23 protein-coding genes are annotated in these 23,234 nt (G+C 41.2%); 19 read left to right on the plus strand and 4 right to left on the minus strand.

What is annotated here, in order from left to right:
- Nucleotides 1-86: 86 nt before the first annotated feature.
- Entirely contained in the window at nt 87-965 is an 879-nt protein-coding gene (nadK, locus tag OO184_RS03805) for an NAD(+) kinase (protein ID WP_265378036.1), read from the minus strand.
- A gap of 124 nt (nt 966-1,089) precedes the next feature.
- On the opposite strand from nadK, the gene grpE reads away from it, so the two are divergent.
- Nucleotides 1,090-1,671 (plus strand): nucleotide exchange factor GrpE, encoded by a 582-nt coding sequence (grpE, locus tag OO184_RS03810; RefSeq protein ID WP_265378037.1) that lies wholly within the window; start codon nt 1,090-1,092, stop codon nt 1,669-1,671.
- Nucleotides 1,672-1,739: 68 nt separating this feature from the next.
- On the opposite strand, the gene ung is transcribed toward grpE, so the two are convergent.
- The gene (gene ung / locus OO184_RS03815) at nt 1,740-2,420 is read right to left on the minus strand and encodes a uracil-DNA glycosylase (RefSeq protein ID WP_265378038.1); all 681 of its coding nucleotides are present in this window, start codon (nt 2,418-2,420) and stop codon (nt 1,740-1,742) included.
- Between the two features lie 637 nt (nt 2,421-3,057).
- On the opposite strand from ung, the gene OO184_RS03820 reads away from it, so the two are divergent.
- From OO184_RS03820 to lhgD, 13 genes are all read left to right on the plus strand, one after another.
- The gene (locus tag OO184_RS03820) at nt 3,058-4,074 is read left to right on the plus strand and encodes a Tle-like phospholipase domain-containing protein (protein WP_265378039.1); all 1,017 of its coding nucleotides are present in this window, start codon (nt 3,058-3,060) and stop codon (nt 4,072-4,074) included.
- 15 nt (nt 4,075-4,089) lie between these two features.
- Entirely contained in the window at nt 4,090-4,677 is a 588-nt protein-coding gene (locus OO184_RS03825) for an ankyrin repeat domain-containing protein (RefSeq protein WP_265378040.1), read from the plus strand.
- A 1,254-nt stretch (nt 4,678-5,931) separates the two neighbouring features.
- Nucleotides 5,932-7,248 (plus strand): aspartate aminotransferase family protein, encoded by a 1,317-nt coding sequence (locus tag OO184_RS03830; protein WP_265378041.1) that lies wholly within the window; start codon nt 5,932-5,934, stop codon nt 7,246-7,248.
- A complete protein-coding gene (locus tag OO184_RS03835; RefSeq protein WP_132345503.1) occupies nt 7,238-7,735 on the plus strand; it encodes a GNAT family N-acetyltransferase in 498 nt (165 codons plus the stop codon). The genes OO184_RS03830 and OO184_RS03835 overlap by 11 nt, the downstream gene beginning before the upstream one ends.
- An 11-nt stretch (nt 7,736-7,746) precedes the next feature.
- Entirely contained in the window at nt 7,747-8,229 is a 483-nt protein-coding gene (locus OO184_RS03840; RefSeq protein ID WP_265378042.1) for an adenylyltransferase/cytidyltransferase family protein, read from the plus strand.
- 25 nt (nt 8,230-8,254) lie between these two features.
- Nucleotides 8,255-8,428: an HAD family hydrolase gene (locus OO184_RS03845; protein WP_265378043.1), complete on the plus strand. Its 174-nt coding sequence runs from the start codon at nt 8,255-8,257 to the stop codon at nt 8,426-8,428.
- A 54-nt stretch (nt 8,429-8,482) separates the two neighbouring features.
- Entirely contained in the window at nt 8,483-8,920 is a 438-nt protein-coding gene (locus tag OO184_RS03850) for an HAD family hydrolase (RefSeq protein WP_265378044.1), read from the plus strand.
- Nucleotides 8,921-8,929: 9 nt separating this feature from the next.
- Nucleotides 8,930-9,973 carry an NAD-dependent epimerase/dehydratase family protein gene (locus tag OO184_RS03855; protein ID WP_265378045.1) on the plus strand — a complete coding sequence of 348 codons (1,044 nt, stop codon included), beginning with the start codon at nt 8,930-8,932 and terminating at the stop codon, nt 9,971-9,973.
- A complete protein-coding gene (locus tag OO184_RS03860; protein ID WP_265378046.1) occupies nt 9,973-10,257 on the plus strand; it encodes a BTB/POZ domain-containing protein in 285 nt (94 codons plus the stop codon). Before OO184_RS03855 ends, OO184_RS03860 begins: the two co-directional genes overlap by 1 nt.
- Before the next feature lie 183 nt (nt 10,258-10,440).
- Nucleotides 10,441-12,240, plus strand: a complete 1,800-nt coding sequence (locus OO184_RS03865; RefSeq protein WP_265378047.1) for a glycosyl hydrolase family 65 domain-containing protein — start codon at nt 10,441-10,443, stop codon at nt 12,238-12,240.
- Nucleotides 12,224-13,438, plus strand: a complete 1,215-nt coding sequence (locus OO184_RS03870) for an MFS transporter (protein WP_265378048.1) — start codon at nt 12,224-12,226, stop codon at nt 13,436-13,438. Before OO184_RS03865 ends, OO184_RS03870 begins: the two co-directional genes overlap by 17 nt.
- 11 nt (nt 13,439-13,449) lie before the next feature.
- Complete coding sequence (locus tag OO184_RS03875) at nt 13,450-14,550, plus strand: DegT/DnrJ/EryC1/StrS family aminotransferase (protein WP_265378049.1); 1,101 nt, start codon at nt 13,450-13,452, stop codon at nt 14,548-14,550.
- Nucleotides 14,551-14,815: 265 nt separating this feature from the next.
- Nucleotides 14,816-16,006 carry an L-2-hydroxyglutarate dehydrogenase gene (lhgD, locus tag OO184_RS03880; RefSeq protein ID WP_265378050.1) on the plus strand — a complete coding sequence of 397 codons (1,191 nt, stop codon included), beginning with the start codon at nt 14,816-14,818 and terminating at the stop codon, nt 16,004-16,006.
- Between the two features lie 246 nt (nt 16,007-16,252).
- Here the strand turns inward: lhgD and srmB are convergent, their stop codons facing one another.
- Nucleotides 16,253-17,590 carry an ATP-dependent RNA helicase SrmB gene (gene srmB, locus OO184_RS03885; protein ID WP_265378051.1) on the minus strand — a complete coding sequence of 446 codons (1,338 nt, stop codon included), beginning with the start codon at nt 17,588-17,590 and terminating at the stop codon, nt 16,253-16,255.
- A 281-nt stretch (nt 17,591-17,871) separates the two neighbouring features.
- On the opposite strand from srmB, the gene trmN reads away from it, so the two are divergent.
- Nucleotides 17,872-18,606 (plus strand): tRNA(1)(Val) (adenine(37)-N(6))-methyltransferase TrmN, encoded by a 735-nt coding sequence (gene trmN / locus OO184_RS03890; RefSeq protein WP_265378052.1) that lies wholly within the window; start codon nt 17,872-17,874, stop codon nt 18,604-18,606.
- A 55-nt stretch (nt 18,607-18,661) separates the two neighbouring features.
- On the opposite strand, the gene nadB is transcribed toward trmN, so the two are convergent.
- The gene (gene nadB / locus OO184_RS03895) at nt 18,662-20,266 is read right to left on the minus strand and encodes an L-aspartate oxidase (protein WP_265378053.1); all 1,605 of its coding nucleotides are present in this window, start codon (nt 20,264-20,266) and stop codon (nt 18,662-18,664) included.
- Between the two features lie 203 nt (nt 20,267-20,469).
- On the opposite strand from nadB, the gene rpoE reads away from it, so the two are divergent.
- From rpoE to rseC, 4 genes are read left to right on the plus strand one after another with little or no spacing between them, the layout of a single operon-like run.
- Nucleotides 20,470-21,039 (plus strand): RNA polymerase sigma factor RpoE, encoded by a 570-nt coding sequence (gene rpoE, locus OO184_RS03900; RefSeq protein ID WP_265378054.1) that lies wholly within the window; start codon nt 20,470-20,472, stop codon nt 21,037-21,039.
- Between the two features lie 39 nt (nt 21,040-21,078).
- On the plus strand, nt 21,079-21,729 hold the full coding sequence (gene rseA, locus OO184_RS03905) for an anti-sigma-E factor RseA (RefSeq protein ID WP_265378055.1): 651 nt from the start codon (nt 21,079-21,081) through the stop codon (nt 21,727-21,729).
- A 5-nt stretch (nt 21,730-21,734) separates the two neighbouring features.
- Nucleotides 21,735-22,691 carry a sigma-E factor regulatory protein RseB gene (rseB, locus tag OO184_RS03910; protein WP_265378056.1) on the plus strand — a complete coding sequence of 319 codons (957 nt, stop codon included), beginning with the start codon at nt 21,735-21,737 and terminating at the stop codon, nt 22,689-22,691.
- Nucleotides 22,691-23,155, plus strand: a complete 465-nt coding sequence (gene rseC, locus OO184_RS03915) for a SoxR-reducing system protein RseC (RefSeq protein WP_265378057.1) — start codon at nt 22,691-22,693, stop codon at nt 23,153-23,155. Before rseB ends, rseC begins: the two co-directional genes overlap by 1 nt.
- The last annotated feature ends 79 nt before the right edge of the window (nt 23,156-23,234 follow it).

Raw genomic sequence — 23,234 nt, forward strand, 5'->3', positions numbered from 1 at the left:
ACTTCTCCTGTGTATAAAAACACCTCTGTATCTTCATACAGTATAAACTGGTTTTTTATACAGTAAAGTAGTGAAGCCTAATTTTTTTAGAACATTTTTTTAGACCAGCTTAGTTTTGTACTTAATGTATTGAAGTAATTATAGTCTTTAGGGTGAATGAGATTGAGCTTCTGTTTACTGCGGCTGATAATCACATCTTCTCCATCCTGTATAGGCAGAACTATTTGGCTATCGCAACTGACTTCATAGTCGTTGCTATTTTGGGAAAATTTCAACCTTATGTTGCTTTCGCTACTGATAACTAATGGCCGGGAAGACAATGTATGTGGGAACATCGGTACTAGGACGATAGCATCCAGATTTGGTGTCAGAATTGGCCCACCTGCGGAAAGTGAGTAAGCTGTGGAACCCGTTGGTGTTGCGATAATCAGTCCGTCAGAACGTTGGGAAAAGGCAAAACGTTCATCAATATAGACTTCGAATTCAATCATATGTGCCACTTTCCCCGGATGGAGCACGACTTCGTTGATCGCGGTACTAATACGGGGTTTTTGGCCGTTTCTTCTGACTTGGGCTTCTAGCAAGAAGCGGTGTTCGTTTCGATATTCGCCATCTAATACTTCAGAAAGTTGCTGTAGGGCATTATCAGGATCTAAGTCGGTCAGAAAACCCAGATTGCCCCTGTTTATGCCAATGACTTTAATGTCATAACGGGAAAGGACCCGGGCAGCACCCAACATATTGCCGTCACCACCAACGACGACAGCTAAATCAGCTTGTTTACCAATTTCGGTCAGACCTCCAGTCTGTGCATCTTTTAAACCAATGTCTTTGGCGACTTGACGATCAATAATGACAGAGTAACCTTTGGATTTTAACCAATGATAAAGCATCTCATGAGTAGCAAGTGCTTCTGGATGGCGAGGATGACCAACAATACCTATGCATTTGAATTTTTTATTCATCGTTGTAATTTCCTGCTAGCAAGAGGTTTTATCCTCACAATACGGTGGGTTCCCTTGAATCCCCAGTTTAGATCCCCATAATAGGCTAAGTAGCGAGATTAATGCCAAATACGCGGAGATATTCATGAGTAGTAAAGAACAAAAAATGCCTGACGAGCAAGTCTCGGAAGATATGGAAGTTGTATCTGAACAGCAAAATAGTGCGGATAAAGCAGAAGCATCAGAGACTGAAAGCGTTGTTGATCCGCGTGTTGCAGAGCTGGAAGAACAGCTCCAGCAGGCGCAACAGCGTGAACGTGATGCCATTTTGCGTGCTAAGGCTGAAGTTGAAAATATCCGTCGTCGTACTGAACAAGATGTGGAAAAAGCCCATAAGTTTGCGTTAGAAAGATTTGCCAATGAACTGTTACCAGTGATTGATAATCTTGAGCGCGCTTTGGAGGCAGTAGATCGTACTAATACCGAAATAGCACCTATGGTTGAAGGCATCGAGCTGACGTTGAAGTCTTTCCTTGGGGCCGTAGGGAAATTTGGTATTGAAGTTGTTGGCGACACAAATATTCCTTTTAATCCTGAAATTCATCAGGCCATGACCATGATGGAGTCCGATCAGCATGAACCGAATCATGTGATGATGGTCATGCAGAAAGGGTATACCTTAAATGGTCGTTTGTTGCGCCCGGCAATGGTAGCCGTATCAAAGTAATTTTAGTTCAGTAGTAATTTTAGTTCAGTAATAAGTATCAATGCCGCTCCAACAGGGGCGGCATTTTTTTACTGTGGCAACTCAGGTGTCCAGTTAATTGGTGGGATGCCTTGTTTTTCTAGCAATGCATTGGCTGTTGAAAAGTGTTTGCAGCCAAAGAACCCTCTATGGGCAGATAGTGGAGATGGATGAGGCGCTTTGAGAACATGGTGTTTATTAGCATCAATAAAGTAGCCCTTTTTCTGCGCATGGGACCCCCAAAGCAGAAAAACGACGCCTGAACGGTGCTCATTGATAGCGGCAATGACTTTATCAGTGAAAGCTTCCCACCCCAGATTCGCGTGGGAGTGTGCATTACCACGTTCTACGGTGAGTACAGTATTGAGTAATAACACCCCTTGTTTAGCCCAACTGACTAGGCAACCGTGATTTGGATACTGAAAGTCAGGTATATCGGATGTCAGTTCTTTGTACATATTAACCAGTGAAGGTGGTGCAGGAATACCCGGTTGCACAGAAAAAGAGAGGCCGTGTGCCTGATTAGGGCCGTGGTAAGGGTCTTGCCCAAGTATTACCACCTTAATATCAGCCAGTTCGGTGTAGCGGAATGCATTAAATACATCCTGTTGTGGCGGATAAATGGTTTTACCTGCCTGACGTTCTTGTGCGACATAGGCTAGTGTGTCGAGAAAATAAGGTTGTTTTTTCTCGTTGCCGATTACGTCGTGCCATGTGAGAGGTGCGGACATAGCAAATCCTTTTTATATGGTTACCAAATGGATGTTAGCTTACCGATTACAAAATCAGAGGAAAACCTTTAATGCACACTAAAACTAACTTCTTGATAACTATTTCAATGTTGTAAAGTATTTTTGAAAGTTTATCCAAAGAATTGTTTTGTGGTTAGCTGTAAAAATTTATTTAAAACATAAGGTAGCAATATGTTTTATAGTAACTATATGAAATTAACTGTTCTGAATCAATGAGTATCCTCATTTGTATGGGTATATGGGAATTGGACATATTGGCTTGGCCCAATAACTAAGATAAATCATTGATAATTTGGTTTATTGTGTGAGAGTTAGGGATAGAAATGATTACTGGTACTCAATACATAAAAGCCAGATTGTGGTTAAAAATAAGCTGGATCGTTTGAAATCGTATGAAGCCAAAGCGGTACGTGTTGTAAACGGTCAATTCACCTTGATTCTTTCTTTAGCATAAATAATAGGTAGAAATTCCTGTGTTATCAGAGAGAGGAATCACAGTTGATTAATTGTGTTAACAAATTTTAAACATTTATTTAACTTTGTGGCATTCCCTGCCGATAGATTAATTGAACTAATTAAATCGTCGATTATTTTCAGCTATCTTTAGGGGAATTTTATGAGTTTATCAATTGAAATGAATCTATCAGTCGATTCAAGTTTTCCCGTTTTAAATAATCTTCAACTTGTTACACCGCCTTCTGTTCCAGACCAGAATATTGAAAAAGCGACCACAGAAGTTTTTTCCCTCTCTGAAACAACTAAACAAAATAATAGAGTCTATCAATCATTAATTAATGAGCAGAATATTAACATTAATTTAAAGTCAATCACAGGAATTAAGTCTGAACAAATTAGTGGTAAGCAATCTCATGAAATTGATTATATGTTGACCTTAATTTCTGATGATGTCTACATACGCACCACGATGGGAATAGGTGATTATGTTCGTCTTTCTGATGGTGAATTATTAAAGGCAGGAATAGAACCGGCAAATTTAAGAGATGAAACAACGGGTTTTCAGGCGGGTATTTATCGGAATGATGATCTCTATATAGTTGCTTTTGTGGGCACTAATGATTTGAAGGATATATTAACTAATTTACGACAAGGTTTTGGATTTGATGAAGCTCAATATCATCAAGCCATTGATTTAGCTCGTACCGCCAGAATGGCATTTGGGGAAAACTTATTATTTACCGGGCACTCTTTGGGAGGGGGATTAGCCGCAACAGCCGCATTATCAGTTGGAAAGCCTGCGGTAATATTTAATTCAGCCGGTGTTTCTGACAATATGATGAAAAATTTAGGTCTTTCACCTCAAGAGGGGAGGGCTATCGCTGAAAATGGATTAGTACGTCATTATGTTGTGGAACATGATTTGCTTGATGTATTACAACAGAAACTGCCCGTATCTCAGCCGATAGGACATAAAATCTTACTGAAATATAATGATAATTCAGGAGAATCAGATCAAGGGTTTCCTCATAATCTGATACGTGGACTAAAAGCGCATTCTCTTAAAAAGATGCTGGAATTATTAACGATATACAAACCGTGGTCATCTTTAAATGATGAACCGCAAGAAGAATCTCTAGTCATGCTTAATGAACCTGAGCTGAGTGTTTCCGCATAATTAAAGAGAGGCGCGATGAAAATTGGTGAAGTAATTGAGCCTGAATCGGAACTGGATTGTCAGCGGAGTGAAGAAAATATAACTCCGTTACAATGGACTATATTCAATCAGCGAATGGATGATGTTAATAATTTGCTGAAAGAGGGCGCTGATCCTACTCAACCTGGTTTGCAACAAGAAAGTGCTTTACATACGGCTGCGAAAATTGGCAACTTTGATTATCTCAAATCTTTATTATCAGTCGCGCCTGATGTAAATATTATGCATCCTGTAACCTTAGCGACACCTTTACATGTTGCGGTTCAGGTAGGGAGAAAAATGCAAGTTGAATTATTGTTGGCTGCCAGCGCTAATCCTAATCAGGCTAATCGGATTGGGGATACTCCGTTACATATTGCAGCCAAAATTAATTCGCCGGAACTGGTGCTGATATTGTTGAAGTCAGGCGCTGATCCTAAATTGCAAAACAAGCAACAATCAACGTTCCAGATGTATCTCAATCTTACACCGCTAAAAGTGCGGAGCCGTGAGATGCAAGCAGAATATGAAAAAGTCAATCATTGGCTGAAAGCTCAGCAAATCAACCGGTATTATTTGAAGTAAGATAAAAACGGGCTATTTGGCCTAATGCCAGTCAGTTAAGCTGACTGGCCTCTCTTTTTACCGAGTATTTTTGCGGTTTACGCCTCACTACTCTCGGATATTTTCTGTCAGGAAGCTTCGCTGGTAATTCAAACATGCTTAATGTTTCCAATAAGTAAGCATAGCACTTAGGTAAATTACCTGCACTAGGATATTTTTGTTGAGAAGAGTGAATCATCATGATGAGGTTACCTTGTCAGGAATGACATTGTTTATATTTCAATCAATTTCGCGATCAAGGGAAGTATTTAGAGGTTCTCGTAAGTTGTTTGGCGTAGAATGTTAAATTATTTATTTTTTCGAGAAAATGTTTCTTTATTTATGACTAATAGGGAAAAAATCAAATTAATTTACTGATGTAGCATGTTTTTGTGAAAAATAAATAATAGAACTCGTAATTAACATTAAATAATATTCACTTATTTAAATTATCTTTGATCTTTATCTCAAAAAAACAGTTCATATTTATTTGAGTTTGACTTTAATTTAAATTAAAGGTAGAAAAATAAACTTGTGATAAGTGTTATATTTATATTGTATTCACGCATATAAATTGGCGGTAGCATGGTTTTTTTGAAAGTAATTTTTCTCTAAATAACTGTTAGCTGTGAAGCGGAGTTTATGGCCTCTTTAAGACTGCTCATTTATTACAGATGATCAAAAATTGGCGTGATTGCCAAAATAAACTTACTAAAATTTAAGGAATTCATTATGGACAAATCTGATCTGAAATTTAACAATAATCTGAAAGAAACTCTAAAACTGGAAAGAGGTACGAGTGAACCTGGTGACATAAATAGCTTTCCATAATACCGATACACCTATGTCTTTTGTTTTCTTTTTAAGCAATGTTGGTTCTGTAGCTTATTTCACTGATTCTACGGACTGCTTGGATGAAAAGACTGTATGTCTTAGTACACAAGGGCTGGTTGGAGATGGAGCATAATTATGAAAATTTATTTATTCCTTTGAGGTTATTATATTAATACTTGCTGTTTTTTAAAGAAACTATATTCATCCATAAGTGAATAAAAGTTGGAATTAAAGTAGTGAACCAAGTAGTAAATTATAATTATTAAATAGCATACTGAAATAATAGCTAATTAATTTACTTCAATTAGCGTTGGGAAGAGGAGCTTCATAATTATGAAGCCTTACTTAATTACATGAGATATCTATTTTGAATAGTTTATTCAGGAGTATTTATGAGGAATTATGATGATAAAAATTAACGAAACACGTGTAGGTAACGTATTGGCTGGTTGGAACCATTTGTCTGTTATCGGACCAATACAAATTCGTAATGCTTCTGGTCCTAGGATACAGCTATTATCGGGTGAATGGTGCGATGATTATATCATGGGATGGGGTTCATGTTTTCTTGGTCATGATAGCTCTGTTATACGAAAGGCTATTACTCATGCACTATCACGTGGTTTTCTTCAACAATATGAAACTGAAAAACATCAGTGGTTGAGTGAACGCTTCTGCACTGTGGTACCGTGCGCAGAAAAATTACGTCTTGTAAATTCAGGGCTAGAAGCCACTATGTATGCAACTCGAATAGCTCGAGCCGCAACAGGTAAACGCATTATTTTTAAATTTGAAGGCCACTTTCATGGCTTAAATGACACTCTTACATGGAATATAGATTCCTCTCCACGAAGTGGCGTTGTTTTTGCAAATGGTGAGCTAGAACGTCTTGAAGGTACTACTGGTATTCCTGCCGAATTAGGTCAATTAACTGTGCCATTGCCATGGAATGACCTAAATGCAGTGCAGAAAGCATTTGAAACATATTCTGGTGATGTGGCTGGCATCATTCTAGAACCGGTGGCTCTGAATATCGGTTGTATCAAACCAGATGAGGGATTTCTGCAAAACTTGCGTGCACTTGCGACAAAACATAAAGCGTTACTTATATTTGACGAGGTGTTAACAGGATTTAGGGCAAATATTGGTGGTGCTCAAAAAGACTATGGTGTCATTCCGGATATAGCGACTTATGGTAAGGCATTTGGTGCTGGAATGCCGATAGCTGGAATCGCTGGTAAAGCTGAATATATGGACATGATCGCTCCGCGTGGGCCTGTACAGATAAGTGGCACAAATACGGGAAGATATCTGTCGGTTTCTGCTGCTTTGGCAGTTCTCGAGCACTTAGAAGATGGCATTCTCTATCAACATGTTGCAAATTTAGAAAGCCAGCTCATAAAAAATATGAGAGAAATTTTTAAGCAACACAATATTCCCTGTCATATTGATGGCTATGGCGGAAGAGTTGGGGTTCATATTGGGTCTTCAGTGCGTCCAAAAACAATGAAAGATATAGAAAATACCTACCCTGTGAAATTCGCACATAAATTATTCCGCTTGTTGTCAACAGAATATAAGTTATACGGATTTCTATTACCTCTAACATATTGCCCAGAACCCGTGACGTTATCTGCTTTGCATACTACCGAAATGATCGATAGCGCATGTGATAGGTTGGATTCTGCTCTGACTAGGCTGGAATACCATGACAATTAAAAGCGTGCGCGCAATTCTTATTCGACGTTTTAATATCTCTGATATGGAAGCGGTTCTTAAACTCATAGCACAAATTGGTTCAGAGGATGATCTAACCCAATCTGCGAGTATTCAATTCATACGTGAATTGGAAAACCCACATCAAGAGGAGATTCGGTTTGTTGCAACTGAAGGTGAGGAGGTTATCGGGACAATGGGGTGTAGTTTGGGAGCAATACCATCAAAGTATGTTCTTTGGGCTGACTGGTTGGTTGTTGATCAAAGTTATCGTCGATACGGTGTTGCTTCGTTGCTCTATAGCGAAATTGAGGCATTCGCATTAAGTCTCAGGAAAAAATATCTGTGTCTAGATATTGGTAACATTGACAAAGAGCGTGCTGCATATCTCTTTCATCTTCGTAATGGATTCCAAATAGTCGGGCAAATACCAGATTATTGGGGGAAATCTGAACACCTAAACATAATGGCAAAATATCTTATTTCATAGGAGGCATTGACATGACTGTTTTGAACAGCGTCACCGAGTTAAAAGCTCTTGCTGAGAGCTACCGAAAAGATGGCCTGACAATTGGATTATGTCACGGATGTTTTGATATCGTCCATATTGGTCACATACACCATTTACGGCAAGCCAATTTACTGGTTGATCGTCTTTTTGTGTCAATTACCGCTGATAAGTATGTCAACAAAGGTTCTGAGCGTCCCATTTTTTCCGATTATCATCGTGCCAAATTTATGGCGTCGATTCGCTATTGCCATCATGTAATAGTGAGCGATTCACCTACTGCCGAACATATCCTCTCCGCTCTTCGTCCTCATGTGTTTTTTAAAGGTGCGGATTACGGTACTAGTAAAGATTTAAGACTGAATGCAGAACGAATATTTGTTGAAAGCCATGGAGGGCGTATGGCTTTCACTGATGGAAGGGTAATGGATTCAACTTCTCGGATCGCAAACATAATTATGAGCAAGAGTATGTAAAACTCTTACAAATAGTGGAGCAAAAATGCAAACACTTCTATTGATTGATCTCGACGGGACACTCATTGATACTCCGCACTACGAAGCTTGGCGTAACGTTGCTCATCAGTTCGGGCTAACGGAGCTTACTCATGAAGAATATCTTGCCAATATCGCAGGACGACCTCGATTAGAAGGTGCTTCCCGCCTTTTGGATTAAAAAAAGGCTGGATTGCTTTCGGGTCTTGATAGATTAAACAATGGCGACATAAGTATGCTTGCGGAAATCAAGCAGGCTGAATTTCTTAGGCTTTCTGTATATGCCCGACTTTTCGATGACGCAGTACGACTTTTAAAGCGGGTAGAATCGTCGTCTCAAGAGGTTAAGTTTTATACGGCCTCACAAAATGCATCTTCCCTATTCGACGATATGCTACGTAAGGAAAGCATAACACTCAATCAACAAAGCATAGTAAGGCAAAAACAAGATCAGACTCGAGAGGAGTTGTTTTTATCTCTCATTGAAGGACGTATCCCAAAAGAGATCACGCTTATTGATGATTCTCCACATTCTATTGACGTAGCCTGTAATCTTGGAATTCGAGCTTATCAGATACATCGTAATGAACTCCTGCCCATGGCTACAGATCAACGCGCTTTTATTATTCCATCCCTCAATGACATCGCTATTCCGATTGTCGAAACAATATAAGGAAATGATATGCAAACTGGAGATAAAACAATTCTTGTAACTGGTGGAGCAGGATATATAGGTTCGCGACTGGTACCTAAGTTATTGGCAACAGGCTATAAAGTTAGAGTATTGGATGCCCAATTCTTTCCTAACGGACTTAATTTATTTCTTGAACATCCCCATCTGGAATTCGTTAAGGGGGATATTCGTGATAAAACTATTGTTGAAGATTCATTACGGGGAGTAACAACAGTAGTACACCTTGCTGCAGTAGCAAATGACCCTAGTTTTAACTCAGATCCGGAAGTCAGTCGATCTATAAATATCGCTTGTCTTCCTCATCTCATGACAAGTGCCAAGAATCTGGGGTGTCGGCGTTTTATCTACGCATCATCAGCGAGTGTTTACGGTATAAATGATCAACCTATCGTCGACGAAAGTCAGCCTTGTGTTCCTATCACGGACTATAACCGATATAAATCGGTAGGTGAGGAGGTTCTTTTCGGTCTAACGAGCCCAAATTTTGAAACCGTTGCAGTGAGGGCAGCAACAGTTTGCGGTTGGTCTCCCAGACAACGTTTAGATTTGACCGTAAATATTCTGACTGCTAGTGCACTTTCACAAGGAAAAATTACCGTTTTTGGCGGGAATCAATACCGGCCTAATGTCCATATTTGCGATTTAACTCGCCTGTATGTAACACTTGTTCAACGTAATTCTCTTGGTTCAGTCAGCGGGCGTGCCATTAACGTCGGTTATGAAAACCATACTGTGAGCGATATAGCATTGCAGGTTAAAGATGTTGTTGATCGTTATTTCAATACCAATGTACCTATTGCCACAACAGCTTCTAATGACACAAGATCTTACCGATTAGACTCTCGTTTAGTACAAAATGAACTGGATTTTCAATTTGTTTATACAATTCGGGATGCTGTTTTGGAAATATGTGAGAAATGGCAATCGGGTTGGTTTATTAACAGCACAAATGTTCTTATAGATCCTTGCTACCATAATATGCTGAATATGAAATACACAGATTGGTCTTTCAATGTATCAAGGAGTCTTTGATGCTGACCATTACTTATGGAAGAAAAGAAGAAAATATATCTGAAGTCGGCCCTGATTCGTCAGCATTTATTTCGTGTGTGACAACATTAGCTAATAGTTTTATGGGACTGCGACCGCACGTACCAAAAGCATCTGAACGAGCTCAGCGGGTTCAGCTACTTATGGACAGGGTATATACATCAGGTGTTGGGGTTTCACGTGAAATAGTATCATTGCCAGCACCAAAAATTCTCCGGTTGTATGATGTCGAAACTGGTGAACCAGCAATTCACAAGAATGGCTGAGCCGCGAAAATTATTTTATCTCTCGATGCAGCATTTGTTACCAGCACTGAATATTTGTGCGTAAGAGGAGGAGAATTCGAGTTAATCATAAGGCAGTTTATTGATGTTCCCAATAAGCTTGAAGTCTCAACTGTTATTGAATTACGTCAATTAAATACTGAAATTGGTCCACGGAGATTACGGTTGGATTACGGGCTTGATATTTCTGCGGGTAATGAATACCTCGGTATGGCTCCTTGGCTAGTCGCTCGTCATTATGATATTACTCAATGTTATTCCAATAAAAATGGTTTTAGCGCTATAGTCACAACCACAGAACAAAAATTGCACTATGATGTTCAATTATTCTCTGCCAGATACGCAAGCACATGGTCATGTCTGGGACAGAGTTGTGCAACATCCGTAACCTTCGATTTTTCCCAGAATGAACATCACCCTCTATTTATACATTGGAAGGTACGTTCAGGGGATTGCAGTGTAGGACTTGAGATATCCCCGGAGCCATTTAACTTCATCTCCTCCCAGAATGAGCATCAAGCAAGGTGGGACAAATTATGGGAAGAGCATGATGTGACAATTAATGCGTCCGATAAATCCATTGAACTCGGTATTAAATATGCACTTTTCCAACTTTTACAGCATGGTATTGGTGCATATAACCATGAGTTAGGTTTTATTTCACCAGCTCGGGGGTTGACCAGCCCTTATCATTCAGGAGCGACTTTTTTTGATACTGAACTTCATAAATGTATATTTTGGATTTGGAATGACCCACGTGTAGCAAAAGCATTTATTGACTACCGATACCATAGTATGGAAAAAGCGATTGAATTTGCAAAATCCACAGGATTTTTTGGGGCGCGTTTTCCAGAGGCTTCTAATGATCATGGTGTTGAAAACGGACCTCACTATGTCCTTTCCTATCCTGATGCTGATATCGTGCGTGAGTGGAGTGTCGATGAAGTATTACACATTTCTGCAGATGTCTGTTACTCCCTATACAGATACTGGTCTGTAACCTACGATGATGCTTATATGAACACTCGTGGTTATAAAATAGTTGCAGAATGTGCAAGATTTGCTGCATCTGTATTTAAGTGGTCCGATAAAAAACAGGCATATGTCATTAACTCTGTAATGGGACCTGATGAATATCATTATCATGTCGACAATAGTTTTTTTACAAACTATCTTCTCAGATGGTGCATAAAATTTGCACTTTCGCTAATTAGTTACAAATGCTTCCCCGAGATTTCTAAAAACGAGATCAAGAATTGGAAAACAATTAGTGAAAATGTCTATCTTCCTTGGATGGTTATTGATGGCGTTTCAATTCCGGAGGAATTCGATGGGTATGCAATGCTTCAAGATACTGAGTTAAGAAACGAAAAAAAATATGGGCCGCAGTTCACAGATGAACATGAACGGTATTCTGCCGAAAAACTGCAAAATTTCACATCCAAAATCATAAAACAGGCTGATGTTTCTCTGCTTATGTCTTTATTCCCTGATGATTTCTCTGATGAGGTCAAGCGAGTAGCATTCAACTTCTATGAGCCCCGTACTGTTCATGAATCATCACTTAGTTATGGCCCTTATGCCGTGCTTGCTGCGGATATAGGTAAGATAGATGTCTGTGCCGATTTTATATCACGTGCAAGTCGATATAATCTGGATTTCACTCCTATATTAAATTACAGCAATGGATTACATCTTTCAGCTTACGCGGGTGCATGGCAAGGGCTTGTTGAAGGTTTAGCCGGGCTACGTGTTGCAGAGAAAAGACTTTATTTTCGCCCTCGGTTACCATCCGATTGGGATTCCTATCGGTTCATGCTTTATTTTTGTGGGCAACGACTTATGGTCAGTGTACTTGCAGACGGTATCATTGACATCCACTGTGGAGGGAAGAAGCTCACTACCGAATGTTGTCCAGATGGACGTATCTATATTTGTGGAGAAACAAATGACTTCATTCGCTGAACGAGCATCGCCTTATTCCGAGGCATTACGCTCCTCATCATTTCGGAAATTGCTTATTGGTCAAGGCTTGTCAATGATTGGTGATGCAGTCTGTTTAGCTGCCCTTCCTGTTGCGTTGATTCATGCCAAACTTAGTGGGGAGGTTTTTGGTGTCGTCATGGCTGCGGTAGGATTAGGGACGGTCATTGGGGCTGTCGCTGGAGGTCTGCTAGCAGACAGAAAGTCACCAAAACACATTCTCATTGCGACAGATACTGCCAGAGGATTGGCGCAAGTTGCTGCAACTATGTTACTTGTGTTAAACGCTCCGTGGTGGGGATTAGTACTTGCCTATTTAATATTTGGTATTGGCATCGGTGTTTCTCGCCCATGCGCTCAAGTTCTGCTTGTAAACTTGCTACCTAAGCAAGCCTTAGTGGCAGGAAATGGAGCCATGAATTTTATAGATAACTTTGTGGCAGTAGTCTTTCCTGCCACAGTAGGAGTTATGATCATATTGTGGGAACCAGCATGGGGAATACTGGTTGATGGTATTACGTTTTTCGCAGCAGCTCTTTTTACTGCCCTGATACCCGATATAGGGATTCGTTGTTCCGATGATAAATTCTCTATACGTGAGGTATTGAACGGTATCACAGTCATTACTGGTAACTCTGTATTGTTACTCGGATTTATCGCGACATTGATCCTGAATGTGTTGTGTTTCCCTATTTTCTTAGTCATCGCTCCATATGCAATCAGTGATCGATTCAGCGATACGATGTGGGGGTTTTGTCTGGCAGCTTCGGGAGCTGGTGCATGTATTGGATCTGTTATCACAGTACTTACTGCTGGTCACCAACGTCTAATACGACTTGCCGTGATCTGTGGTTTATTTCTTTGTAGTGCAATGCTTTTATTGGGTATGGGGGAGGGTGCTTGGATGGTCATTCTGGGGGCAATGTTTGTTGGGATTGTTGAAGCATCCTGGCTTACTGGTTGGGCCACTGCTATGCAAACCCTCTCTCCGGAAAAAGACCTTGGAAAAGTTGTAGCGGTAGATACTTTTGTTACCAGTGGTGCGCACCCATTCATTTATCTTGGAGCAGGAATCATCGGTGCAATGGTGGGATATTCTGAAACACTAACATTGGCTGCAATTGTCAGTGCTATTGGAATCACTGCTATCGCACTTGCTGCTGTCACTCGAAAAATTTAAAAGGCAATAACATGATTAAATGTAATAATATTCAAGAGCAGGCTATCGATTTGTCCGGACTAATTTTCAAGCAATGGCAAAATGTTTTGACAACTGGTGATTTTGTGCTTGGTGAAGAGGTTTCAATATTAGAAAAATGGATGTCACAATGTTGTGGAGGAGCACATGCCATCGCACTCAATTCTGGTACAGATGCTTTGTTACTTGCATTGCAAGCTTTAGGTATAGGTTCGGGTGATGAAGTTATTACTTGTGCTAATACGTTTATAGCAACAGTGGGGGCAATAGTTGCTGTTGGCGCTAAACCAATCCTGGCTGATATTGGAGAGGATGAGCTCATTAATGTTGACACCATTGCCCCTCTGATTACTGAACGAACAAAGGCTGTTATACCTGTTTATTTGCGCGGACGCCCCGTAGATATTGCTCCGATTGTCACGCTGTGCCACATGAGGGGAGTATATGTTATCGAAGATTGTGCTCAAGCCATTGGAACTACTATCAATGACCAGCAAGTCGGTACATTAGGTGATGCTGCGGCTTTTTCGCTACATCCACTGAAAACGCTCGGAGGTTTTGGTGATGGTGGGATTCTCATCACTACTAACTCGAAAATAGCTGAGTATGCAAAGTTTGCTCGCAATCATGGATTGCAGACACGTAATGAATCTATTTTATTTGGTATAAATTCACGCCTTGATACTTTACAAGCAGCTGCATTAAATATCAAAACTCAGTATCTAAACCAGTGGTTACAACGTCGCAAGGAAATTTCAGCTTTTTATGACAAAGAATTGTTCAATACAAAAACTGGAACAGATTTAGGGGCAGGAAAACCGGGAAATGCTTATTATCATTATGTGGTAAAATCAAAAAACCGAGACAAATTGCAACAGCACCTAGCTAAATATGGTATTGAAGCCGCTATCCATTATCCAACACCGATTCATCGACAACAAGCATGGCTGAGTAGCCAGCCTCAAATAGCTCTTCCCACTACTGAACGTTTAGCGCAAGAAATTCTCACTATTCCCTGTCATCACCATCTTTCTGACAACGATATTGAGAAGATAGTAATGTTGATAAAGCAATTCGATTTAATTAAGGTTTAATAGAGTCGTACGAATTTACATAAAATTATAATAAATAGAAAACTCCATGAAGTGTGTTTTTTTATTCTATTATTACTATATGCCTTTTTCGTGTATTTAAATAGTGTTTTGTGGAGTTTAATATCTTTAAAAAATGAAAGGTTATGTATACTTAAATATTTATTTAATCTTGGCGTGAATCGTTTTAAATAACATATATGGACACCAACTTTAATTTTTGTCGGCGTCCATATATTATTTAGGTATAAATAAGGAAAAATTAAAAATGTACGATGTTATCATTATTGGAGCGGGATTGGTTGGTCTTGGTGTTGCAAATGCTTTGCAAGAACATAATCCACAATTACATTTATTAATATTAGATAAAGAAAATAGAGTAGCTGCCCATCAAAGTGGACATAATAGCAATGTTGTCCACTCCGGTATTTATTATTCTCCCGGAAGTTTAAAAGCACGTTTAGCAAAACAAGGAAACCAAACTATATATCACTTTTGTCAGGAACACGGATTATATTATGACCGCTGCGGTAAAGTAATAGTGGCAACACATCAAAAAGAACTTCCTTTGCTCGAGAATATCTATCAGAGGGGATTACAAAATGGGGTTGAAATTAATCGATTATCACGATCTGATTTAAAAAAACGCGAGCCTTATGTCAATGGGTTGGAAGCTATTCTGGTTCCGGATGCAGGAATTGTGAATTACCCAGAAATTGCGGAAAAACTAGCTGAGATTATTCAAAACAGAGATGGGAATATTTATTATCAACAGCAGGTGTGTTCAATTCATGAATATACCGACTACGTTGAAATACAAACTTTACATGCGAGTTATAAGGCCAAACAGATTGTGAACTGTGCTGGATTACATAGCGATAGAATTGCTAGGTTAGCGGGGTATGAAACAAGAATGAAAATTGTACCATTCCGTGGTGAGTATTACGTTCTGGATAGTAGTAAAAATTATTTGGTCAATCATCTGATATATCCTGTTCCTAATCCTGATTTTCCATTCCTTGGTGTGCATTTCACACGAATGTTCAATGGCAAACGAGATGTTGGTCCGAACGCGGTATTAGCTTTTAAACGAGAGGGATATTGCAAAACTGATTTTTGTCTGCAAGACATGATGGAGATACTCACTTATAAAGGTTTTTGGAAGATTGCTACACGTTATTTCAGTGAAGGTATAGCAGAAATTCGACGTTCGTTTTCGCTCCAACTTTTTACCGAAAATGCCCGTCAGCTTATTCCTGATTTGCAATCAGAGGACATCTCTTTGGGGGCAGCTGGAGTTCGTGCCCAAGCATTGACAATTGATGGAAAATTGGTAGATGATTTTCATTTTGTAGTTGGTCATCGTTCATTACATGTTTGCAATGCACCTTCACCAGCTGCAACGGCATCAATAGAAATTGGACGAGAGATTGTAAGAAGATATTTTCCAATTTTTTGAATATAATAGAACGGTAAAAGTAATCATCAATCATCCCCCAGGCGTCTGTTTTTTAACCTTATACTTTGATTATCACTTTAACAGGGCGATAATCAAAACATAAAGTTGGTAGATTTTGAAAAATATCACCCGACATTCCTGAATTGGGTGCGGAATGTCGGATTAAAAAAACATTTACTCACAGAATAATCTTACTATGCGAAACTGCATATTATAATTAACGGGCCAATCGGCCCGTTTAAAGATTTACGCATCGCTACTGGCTGGGGTTTCTGGTTTTCCATTACCAGAAGGTTTACGGCGTTTACCGATATTTTTGCTATCTCGATGACGTATTTTGACTTTTTTCTTTGATTCTTCCGCTTTCTTTTTCTCTTTGCGTTTAGCCAATACTTTTTTCGAAGGCTTATTGCGGGCTTTGTCACTTGGTGTTTTGGTTGTTGGGCGAAGTTCATCAACCATCCGCGACTTCAGCGGCTCATTCAGATAGCGACTGATTTTGCCTAATAAAGGATGATCATGCGCTTCCACTAAGGTAATTGCAGTACCTTTGCGACCTGCACGAGCTGTTCGGCCAATACGGTGTAGATAAACATCGGCAGTGCGCGGTAAATCGAAATTAAAAACATGGCTGATATCATCAATATCTAATCCACGGGCAGCAACATCTGTTGCAACCAGAACAGTGATACTGCCATCATTCAGGCGTTTAACCGCTTCTGTTCTCTTCGCTTGTACCATTTCCCCTTCAAGGAACCGGGCTTTAATGCCGGCTTGATGCAATTCATCCACAAGTTCGTGTACACGTTCACGTTTGCGAACAAAAATAATGGATTTAGTGACATCGGGTTGTTTTAGTAAATGGCAAAGCAGGGCTGTTTTGTGTGCAAAATCATCTGCACGGTAGTAAAATTGCTGGATTTTTTTGCGTTCACGGCGTGATGGTTCAGCATCAATCTCAATTGGATCTTCCAGTAAGCGTTCAGCAAAATCACGAATGGCTTCCCCTTCCAACGTCGCAGAGAACAGCATGGTCTGCTTACGCCAACGGGTTTCACCCGCTATGGTTTCAATATCGTTGGCAAAACCCATATCCAGCATACGATCGGCTTCATCAAGGATTAGTGTTTCAACTGCCCGGCAATCAAAGTTTTCTTCCTTGATATATTGCAGCAGACGGCCTGTAGTGGCGACGACAATATCTTGATTTTCACTGAAAATTTCTGCGTGATTCATATAGGCTACGCCGCCAGTAATGGTAGCGATATCTAAATTGGTATGCGCAGCGAATTCTTTTGCTTGATCTGCCACTTGCATAGCCAGTTCACGGGTAGGCGTCAGGATCAGAATGCGTGGTGGCCCAGATTTTTTGCGTGGAAAATCTAATAAGTGTTGCATAGCTGGCAGCAGGTAAGCTGCGGTTTTGCCGGTACCGGTAGGCGCTGATCCTAGTACATCACGCCCGTCCATTGCTGCTGGAATAGCCGCAGCCTGAATTGCTGTTGGGCGGGAGTAACCTTTATCATTCAGGGCGTCAAGCAGGCGTTCATCAAGCTCAAGTTCAGAAAAGTTTGTTGCAGTCATTATATACCTCTGTTTAGGCCGCCGATTATAAACAGGTTGGGCGTATTGTTCATCTATTAAAGCAGTCAATTAAGGTAGATATACCCGTTATCTTTCAAGTTGCCTCTCTGTTGGCTGCACTCACTCACCCCGGTCACATAGTTATCTATGCTCCCGGGGATTCGCTCCTTTGCCGTCGCGATGCACCTTGAAATCCATAGGGTATAGCTTTTACCGAAACATAATAACCCTTATCCTATGGCGAAATTTTTTTGTGCTAAAAATAGAGGCAGGTTATTAATTTGAAACAGGAACGAGCTTTACGCCGGGATGGATTTACTTTCAAGCAATTTTTTGTTGGTCATGATCGGTGTGCGATGAAAGTCGGGACTGATGGCGTTTTATTGGGAGCATGGGCTCCAGTGAGTGATAAAAAAGCGATTTTAGATATTGGCTGTGGCAGCGGACTCATTGCGTTGATGCTCGCACAGCGTACCGATGAAAATACCAGAATTGACGCAGTGGAACTGGATACAGAGGCCGCATTGCAGGCGCAAGATAATGCAGAGCAATCTCCGTGGCAGAGAAAAATAGATGTTTATCAGCAGGATATTGGTGATTTCGCTGAACAATATTCACAATGTTATGACTTAATTGTCAGTAATCCACCCTATTTTGAGCCGGCTGTTGCTTGTCGAAATGAGGCTAGGGAACAGGCTCGTTATACGGGGTCGCTGACTCACCAGCGGTTATTACAATACGCCGAGACGTTGATTACACCTGATGGTCTATTTTGTGTGGTATTGCCATATGCCATTGGCGAGGCATTTGAAATAATGGCATGTCATTTGGGGTGGTTTTCCCATCATCGGGTCAATATCCGTGACAGGCAAGGCAAGCCGTTGCATCGGATGTTATTGGCATTTTCCCGTCAGGAAAAAACGGGCTTAATCAGTGAATTGACTATTCGTCAGCCAGATGGTGCATATACGAAAGAATTTCAGCAATTGGTGACGGATTTCTATCTTTATTACTAAGTTATTAAGAGAACCACGCCGGAGCGTGGTCATGAAGAAGTTTTGCCAGCAAAAATCAGGGTGTCAAAATCGTTGGTTTTGATTCTGGCAGTAAATCGGGATAATCCAGTGTGAAATGCAGACCTCGGCTCTCTTTCCGTTCTAGCGCACAACGCACGATTAATTCAGCGACTTGCACCAGATTGCGTAATTCCAGCAGATTGTTGGAAATCCTGAAATTGGAGTAATAGTCGTGAATCTCTTGTTGCAGCATATTAATACGGCGCAGAGCTCGTTCCAGGCGCTTGGTTGTGCGCACAATACCGACGTAATCCCACATAAATAGACGTAATTCGTGCCAGTTGTGCTGAATGACGACCTGTTCATCTGAATTGTCAACCCGGCTCTCATCCCAGAAGGGGAGTAGCGGTACTTCTTCTATTGTTTCGATCTGTTGTTGGATATTTTCCGCAGCAGACCAGCCATACACCAGACACTCCAGCAGAGAGTTAGATGCCATACGGTTTGCGCCGTGCAGACCCGTATAGCTGACTTCACCGATAGCATATAAGTTGTTGAGGTCAGTATGCCCCTGATGATCGACGACAATACCACCGCAAGTGTAATGCGCGGCAGGAACGATGGGAATCGGCTCTTTCGTTAGATCAAAGCCCAGTGTCAGCAATTTTTCATAAATCATCGGAAAGTGCTGGATAATGAAATCCGCTGGTTTATGGCTGATATCCAGAAACATGCAGTCGGCACCGAGGCGTTTCATTTCATGGTCAATCGCTCGTGCTACGATATCGCGAGGGGCTAGTTCAGCACGTTCATCGAAATCAAGCATAAAACGGCTACCGTCTGGTCGTGTCAGATAGGCGCCTTCACCTCGCAGGGCTTCTGTCAACAGAAAATTGCGTGCTTGTGGATGGAAAAGACAGGTCGGATGAAACTGGTTAAATTCCAGATTAGCGATACGGCAACCCGCGCGCCATGCCATTGCAATGCCATCACCGGATGAGATATCGGGATTTGTCGTATATTGATAGACTTTAGCTGCCCCGCCTGTTGCCAGTACCACGACCTTAGCACGATAAGTTTCCACCTGTTCTTGCTGACGATTCCAGATATAAGCGCCGACGACTCGGTTATCGCCATCTAACCGGGCTTTATTTGACGTAATTAAATCCACTGCGTTGCAGCGCTCTCTCACCGTGATATTTGGATGAGACATCGCTTTATCAACCAGTGTGGTTTCTACTTCTTTGCCGGTTGTATCCGCATGATGCAGAATACGGCGATGGCTGTGACCGCCTTCACGGGTCAGATGATATTGTTTTTCTCCATCTTCGCTGGTTTCTGTATCAAACATGACACCTTGATCAATCAACCATTGCACGCAATGACGGGCATTGCTGGTGATAAACTCAACAGCGCTTTTATCGCAAAGCCCTGCTCCGGCAATAAGAGTATCTTCAACATGGGACGCAATACTGTCTGTTTTATCAAATACAGCGGCGATACCACCCTGAGCATAATAGGATGCGCCTTCGCTAAGAATACTCTTACTTAATACCGTGACTTGATACTGCGAGGCGAGCCGTAAAGCCAGAGATAGGCCGGCGACACCACTGCCAATAATAAGTACATCGCTGTAATGTTGAGAGAATAATGATTGCATAATTGATGATGTATGAATGAAGATGGGTAAAAATCATGTTAGCCTATCAGATATGATCAAAGCTATGATTGCAATAAAATGATGACAAAAATTGAACTTCGCAGAATTTTATTACTCAAAGCCATGCTTGCTCAGGAATAGGACATCATGGTTGGTTCAGTAAATATCAATGTGGAGCTTTGCTTCAGGAGATTAAACCTCGGATGAGCGAGCAGTTAACGGATCAAATGCTGGTCGAGCGAGTGCAGAAAGGTGACCAAAAGGCGTTTAACCTACTGGTAGTCAGATATCAGCATAAAGTGGCGAGTCTTTTATCCCGCTATATTCCGCAGGGTGATGTTCCTGACGTTGCTCAGGAAGCATTTATTAAAGCCTATCGGGCATTGGCCACGTTTCGTGGCGATAGTGCTTTTTATACTTGGTTGTATCGTATAGCAGTAAATACTGCGAAGAATTATCTGACCGCTCAAGGGCGCCGTCCTCCATCCAGTGATTTGGATGCCAGTGACGCAGAAAATTATGAAATTTCGAGTGCATTAAAAGAAATTTCGAACCCTGAGAATTTAATGTTGTCAGAAGAATTGAGGCAGGTGGTTTTCCGTACCATTGAATCTCTTCCCGAAGATTTGCGAATAGCAATAACGCTGAGGGAATTAGATGGGTTAAGCTATGAAGAAATAGCTACCATTATGGGTTGTCCGGTAGGCACGGTTCGTTCCCGTATCTTCCGTGCAAGGGAAGCCATTGATGATAACATTCAACCACTGATTTAAAATTAAAAATAGTGGAACAATACTGAAGGGTACTTTGGCATGCAAAGAGAAAAACTTTCCGCGTTGATGGATGGCGAAACTCTTGATAGTGAAGTCGTTAGTATTTTGTCTAAAGATTCTGTAATGCAGAAACGCTGGGAAAATTACCACTTGATCCGTGACACATTGCGCGGTGATGTGACAGAAGTATTGCATCTGGATATTGCTAGTCGGGTTGCATTGGCACTTGAAAAAGAGCCGATTCATTCCACTCCTGGGGCTATTCCTGAATCTCAGCCTCAACCAGAGAGCTGGCAAAAAATGCCATTCTGGCAAAAACTTCGCCCTTGGGCGAGTCAAATGGTTCAAGTGAGTGTTGCAGCTTGTGTTTCGTTGGCAGTATTGGTTGGTGTACAGCAGTACAACAGTCATAGTGCTGAGGATCTTGAATATCAATCTGATACGCCCGCATTTAACACCTTGCCAATGATGGGATCGGCTTCTCCGGTGAGCTTGGGGGTGCCTTCCGGTGACGATATGTTTGGTAGTGATCAACGCATTCAAATGCAGGAACGTAATAAACGTATTAACATCATGCTGCAACAATATGAACTCGATCGCCGTGTGCATTTTAAGCAAAATGACGAACGGGGAATGCCACCACAGGTTGCGATTCCGGTTCCCGGAACGCAATCTTTAGGAATGCAATAGCAGTAATGAAACATATTTGGTTTTCCGTCTGTTTGCTGGCGGGTTGTTTGTTTGCTCCTTTACAAGCCTCGGCGCAGCTTAGCAGCGCTGAGGTTTTGTTGCAGGAGATGGGTAATGCTACTCAATCTCTGACTTACGAGCTTGCTTTTATTAATCTCAACCAGCAATCTATCGTCTCCGTTCGTTATCGCCACGCCGTTATCAATGATATTCCAATTGCTCAGATTATGCAGATGGATGGTTCTCGTAGGGAGATTGTCCAGCGTGGTAATGAGATCAGTTATTTTGAGCCTGGATTGGATGCTTTCAGTCTTAGCGGTAATCATATTATTGATTATTTGCCGGCCGTCATTTTTGCTGACTTCAATCAGTTGAAAAAATATTACAATTTCATTGACGTTGGTCGTACCCATATCGGTGATAGGCCTTGTCGGGTTGTACGCATAACCTCCAAAGATGAAGTGCGTTATAATTATATTTTACTGATCGACGAAGAAACTCATTTACCATTACGTATTGATTTACTTGATCGTGATAGTGAGGCGCTTGAGCAATTTAGGGTTGTTTCTTCCACCATCGGTGGGGATATCACTGATGCAATGAGTGTGATTACGCGTTTGAATATGCCGCCAATGCTGGTCATTCCACCGTCAGAGAAAGTTGTATTTAATTGGAAAGTAGGTAAATTGCCGGCTGGTTTCGTTGAGGTTTCGCGTAACCGTCGTAAATTGCCAAATAGTGACTCACTTGAATCCATTATGTTCAGTGATGGCTTGTTTAGCTTTTCGGTGAATGTGACTAACACTGATAAAACCGGCAAGTTGGAATATCCTCTCCGTGGTGGGCCCCGAACGATTTATAGTGTGATACGTGGAGCAAATGAGGTGACAATTATTGGTGAATTACCATTGGCAACTGCCAAGCGTGTCGCCGCTGGCGTCGCCTTTATAGGAGCTGACTGATGGTCAAAGAGTGGGCAACAGTAGTTCACTGGCAGCAGGGACGGGCGTTATTGCGTTATGGTTCCTCTTCTGGCTGCGGCAGTTGTCAGGCGCGAGCAACATGTGGTTCTTATTTACTCAATAAATTAGGACCTGATGGCATACATCAGCTTGAACTTGAGATTTTACAACCGTTGCAACCGGGGCAAAAAGTAGAAGTTGGGATACCCGAAGGGAGTTTGCTGCGTTCCGCATTACTGGTTTATTTGACCCCGCTTATTGGGTTATTCCTTGGCGGCGCACTTTTTCAGTTATGGGTAACCAATCAATTGTGGGTATTTTGTGGTGGTGTTTTAGGCGGCGCGCTAGGATTCTTCTTTGCCCGCAGAATCGCCGCTTACTGGGATAATCGGCAGGAATATCAACCTGTCGTTTTACAAATCGGCTTGCCTCCTGATGTTATTCACATTCAGCATCGAGAATAAATCTATTTTAATCGTCCAAAACGTCTAATAATTCGTACCTTAAAGCCGCAGGCATGACTAGGTTTTCGTAGATTTGGCA

The sequence above is a fragment of the Photorhabdus aballayi genome, from assembly GCF_026153155.1.
In the GTDB taxonomy this organism is placed as follows: Bacteria; Pseudomonadota; Gammaproteobacteria; order Enterobacterales; family Enterobacteriaceae; genus Photorhabdus; species Photorhabdus luminescens.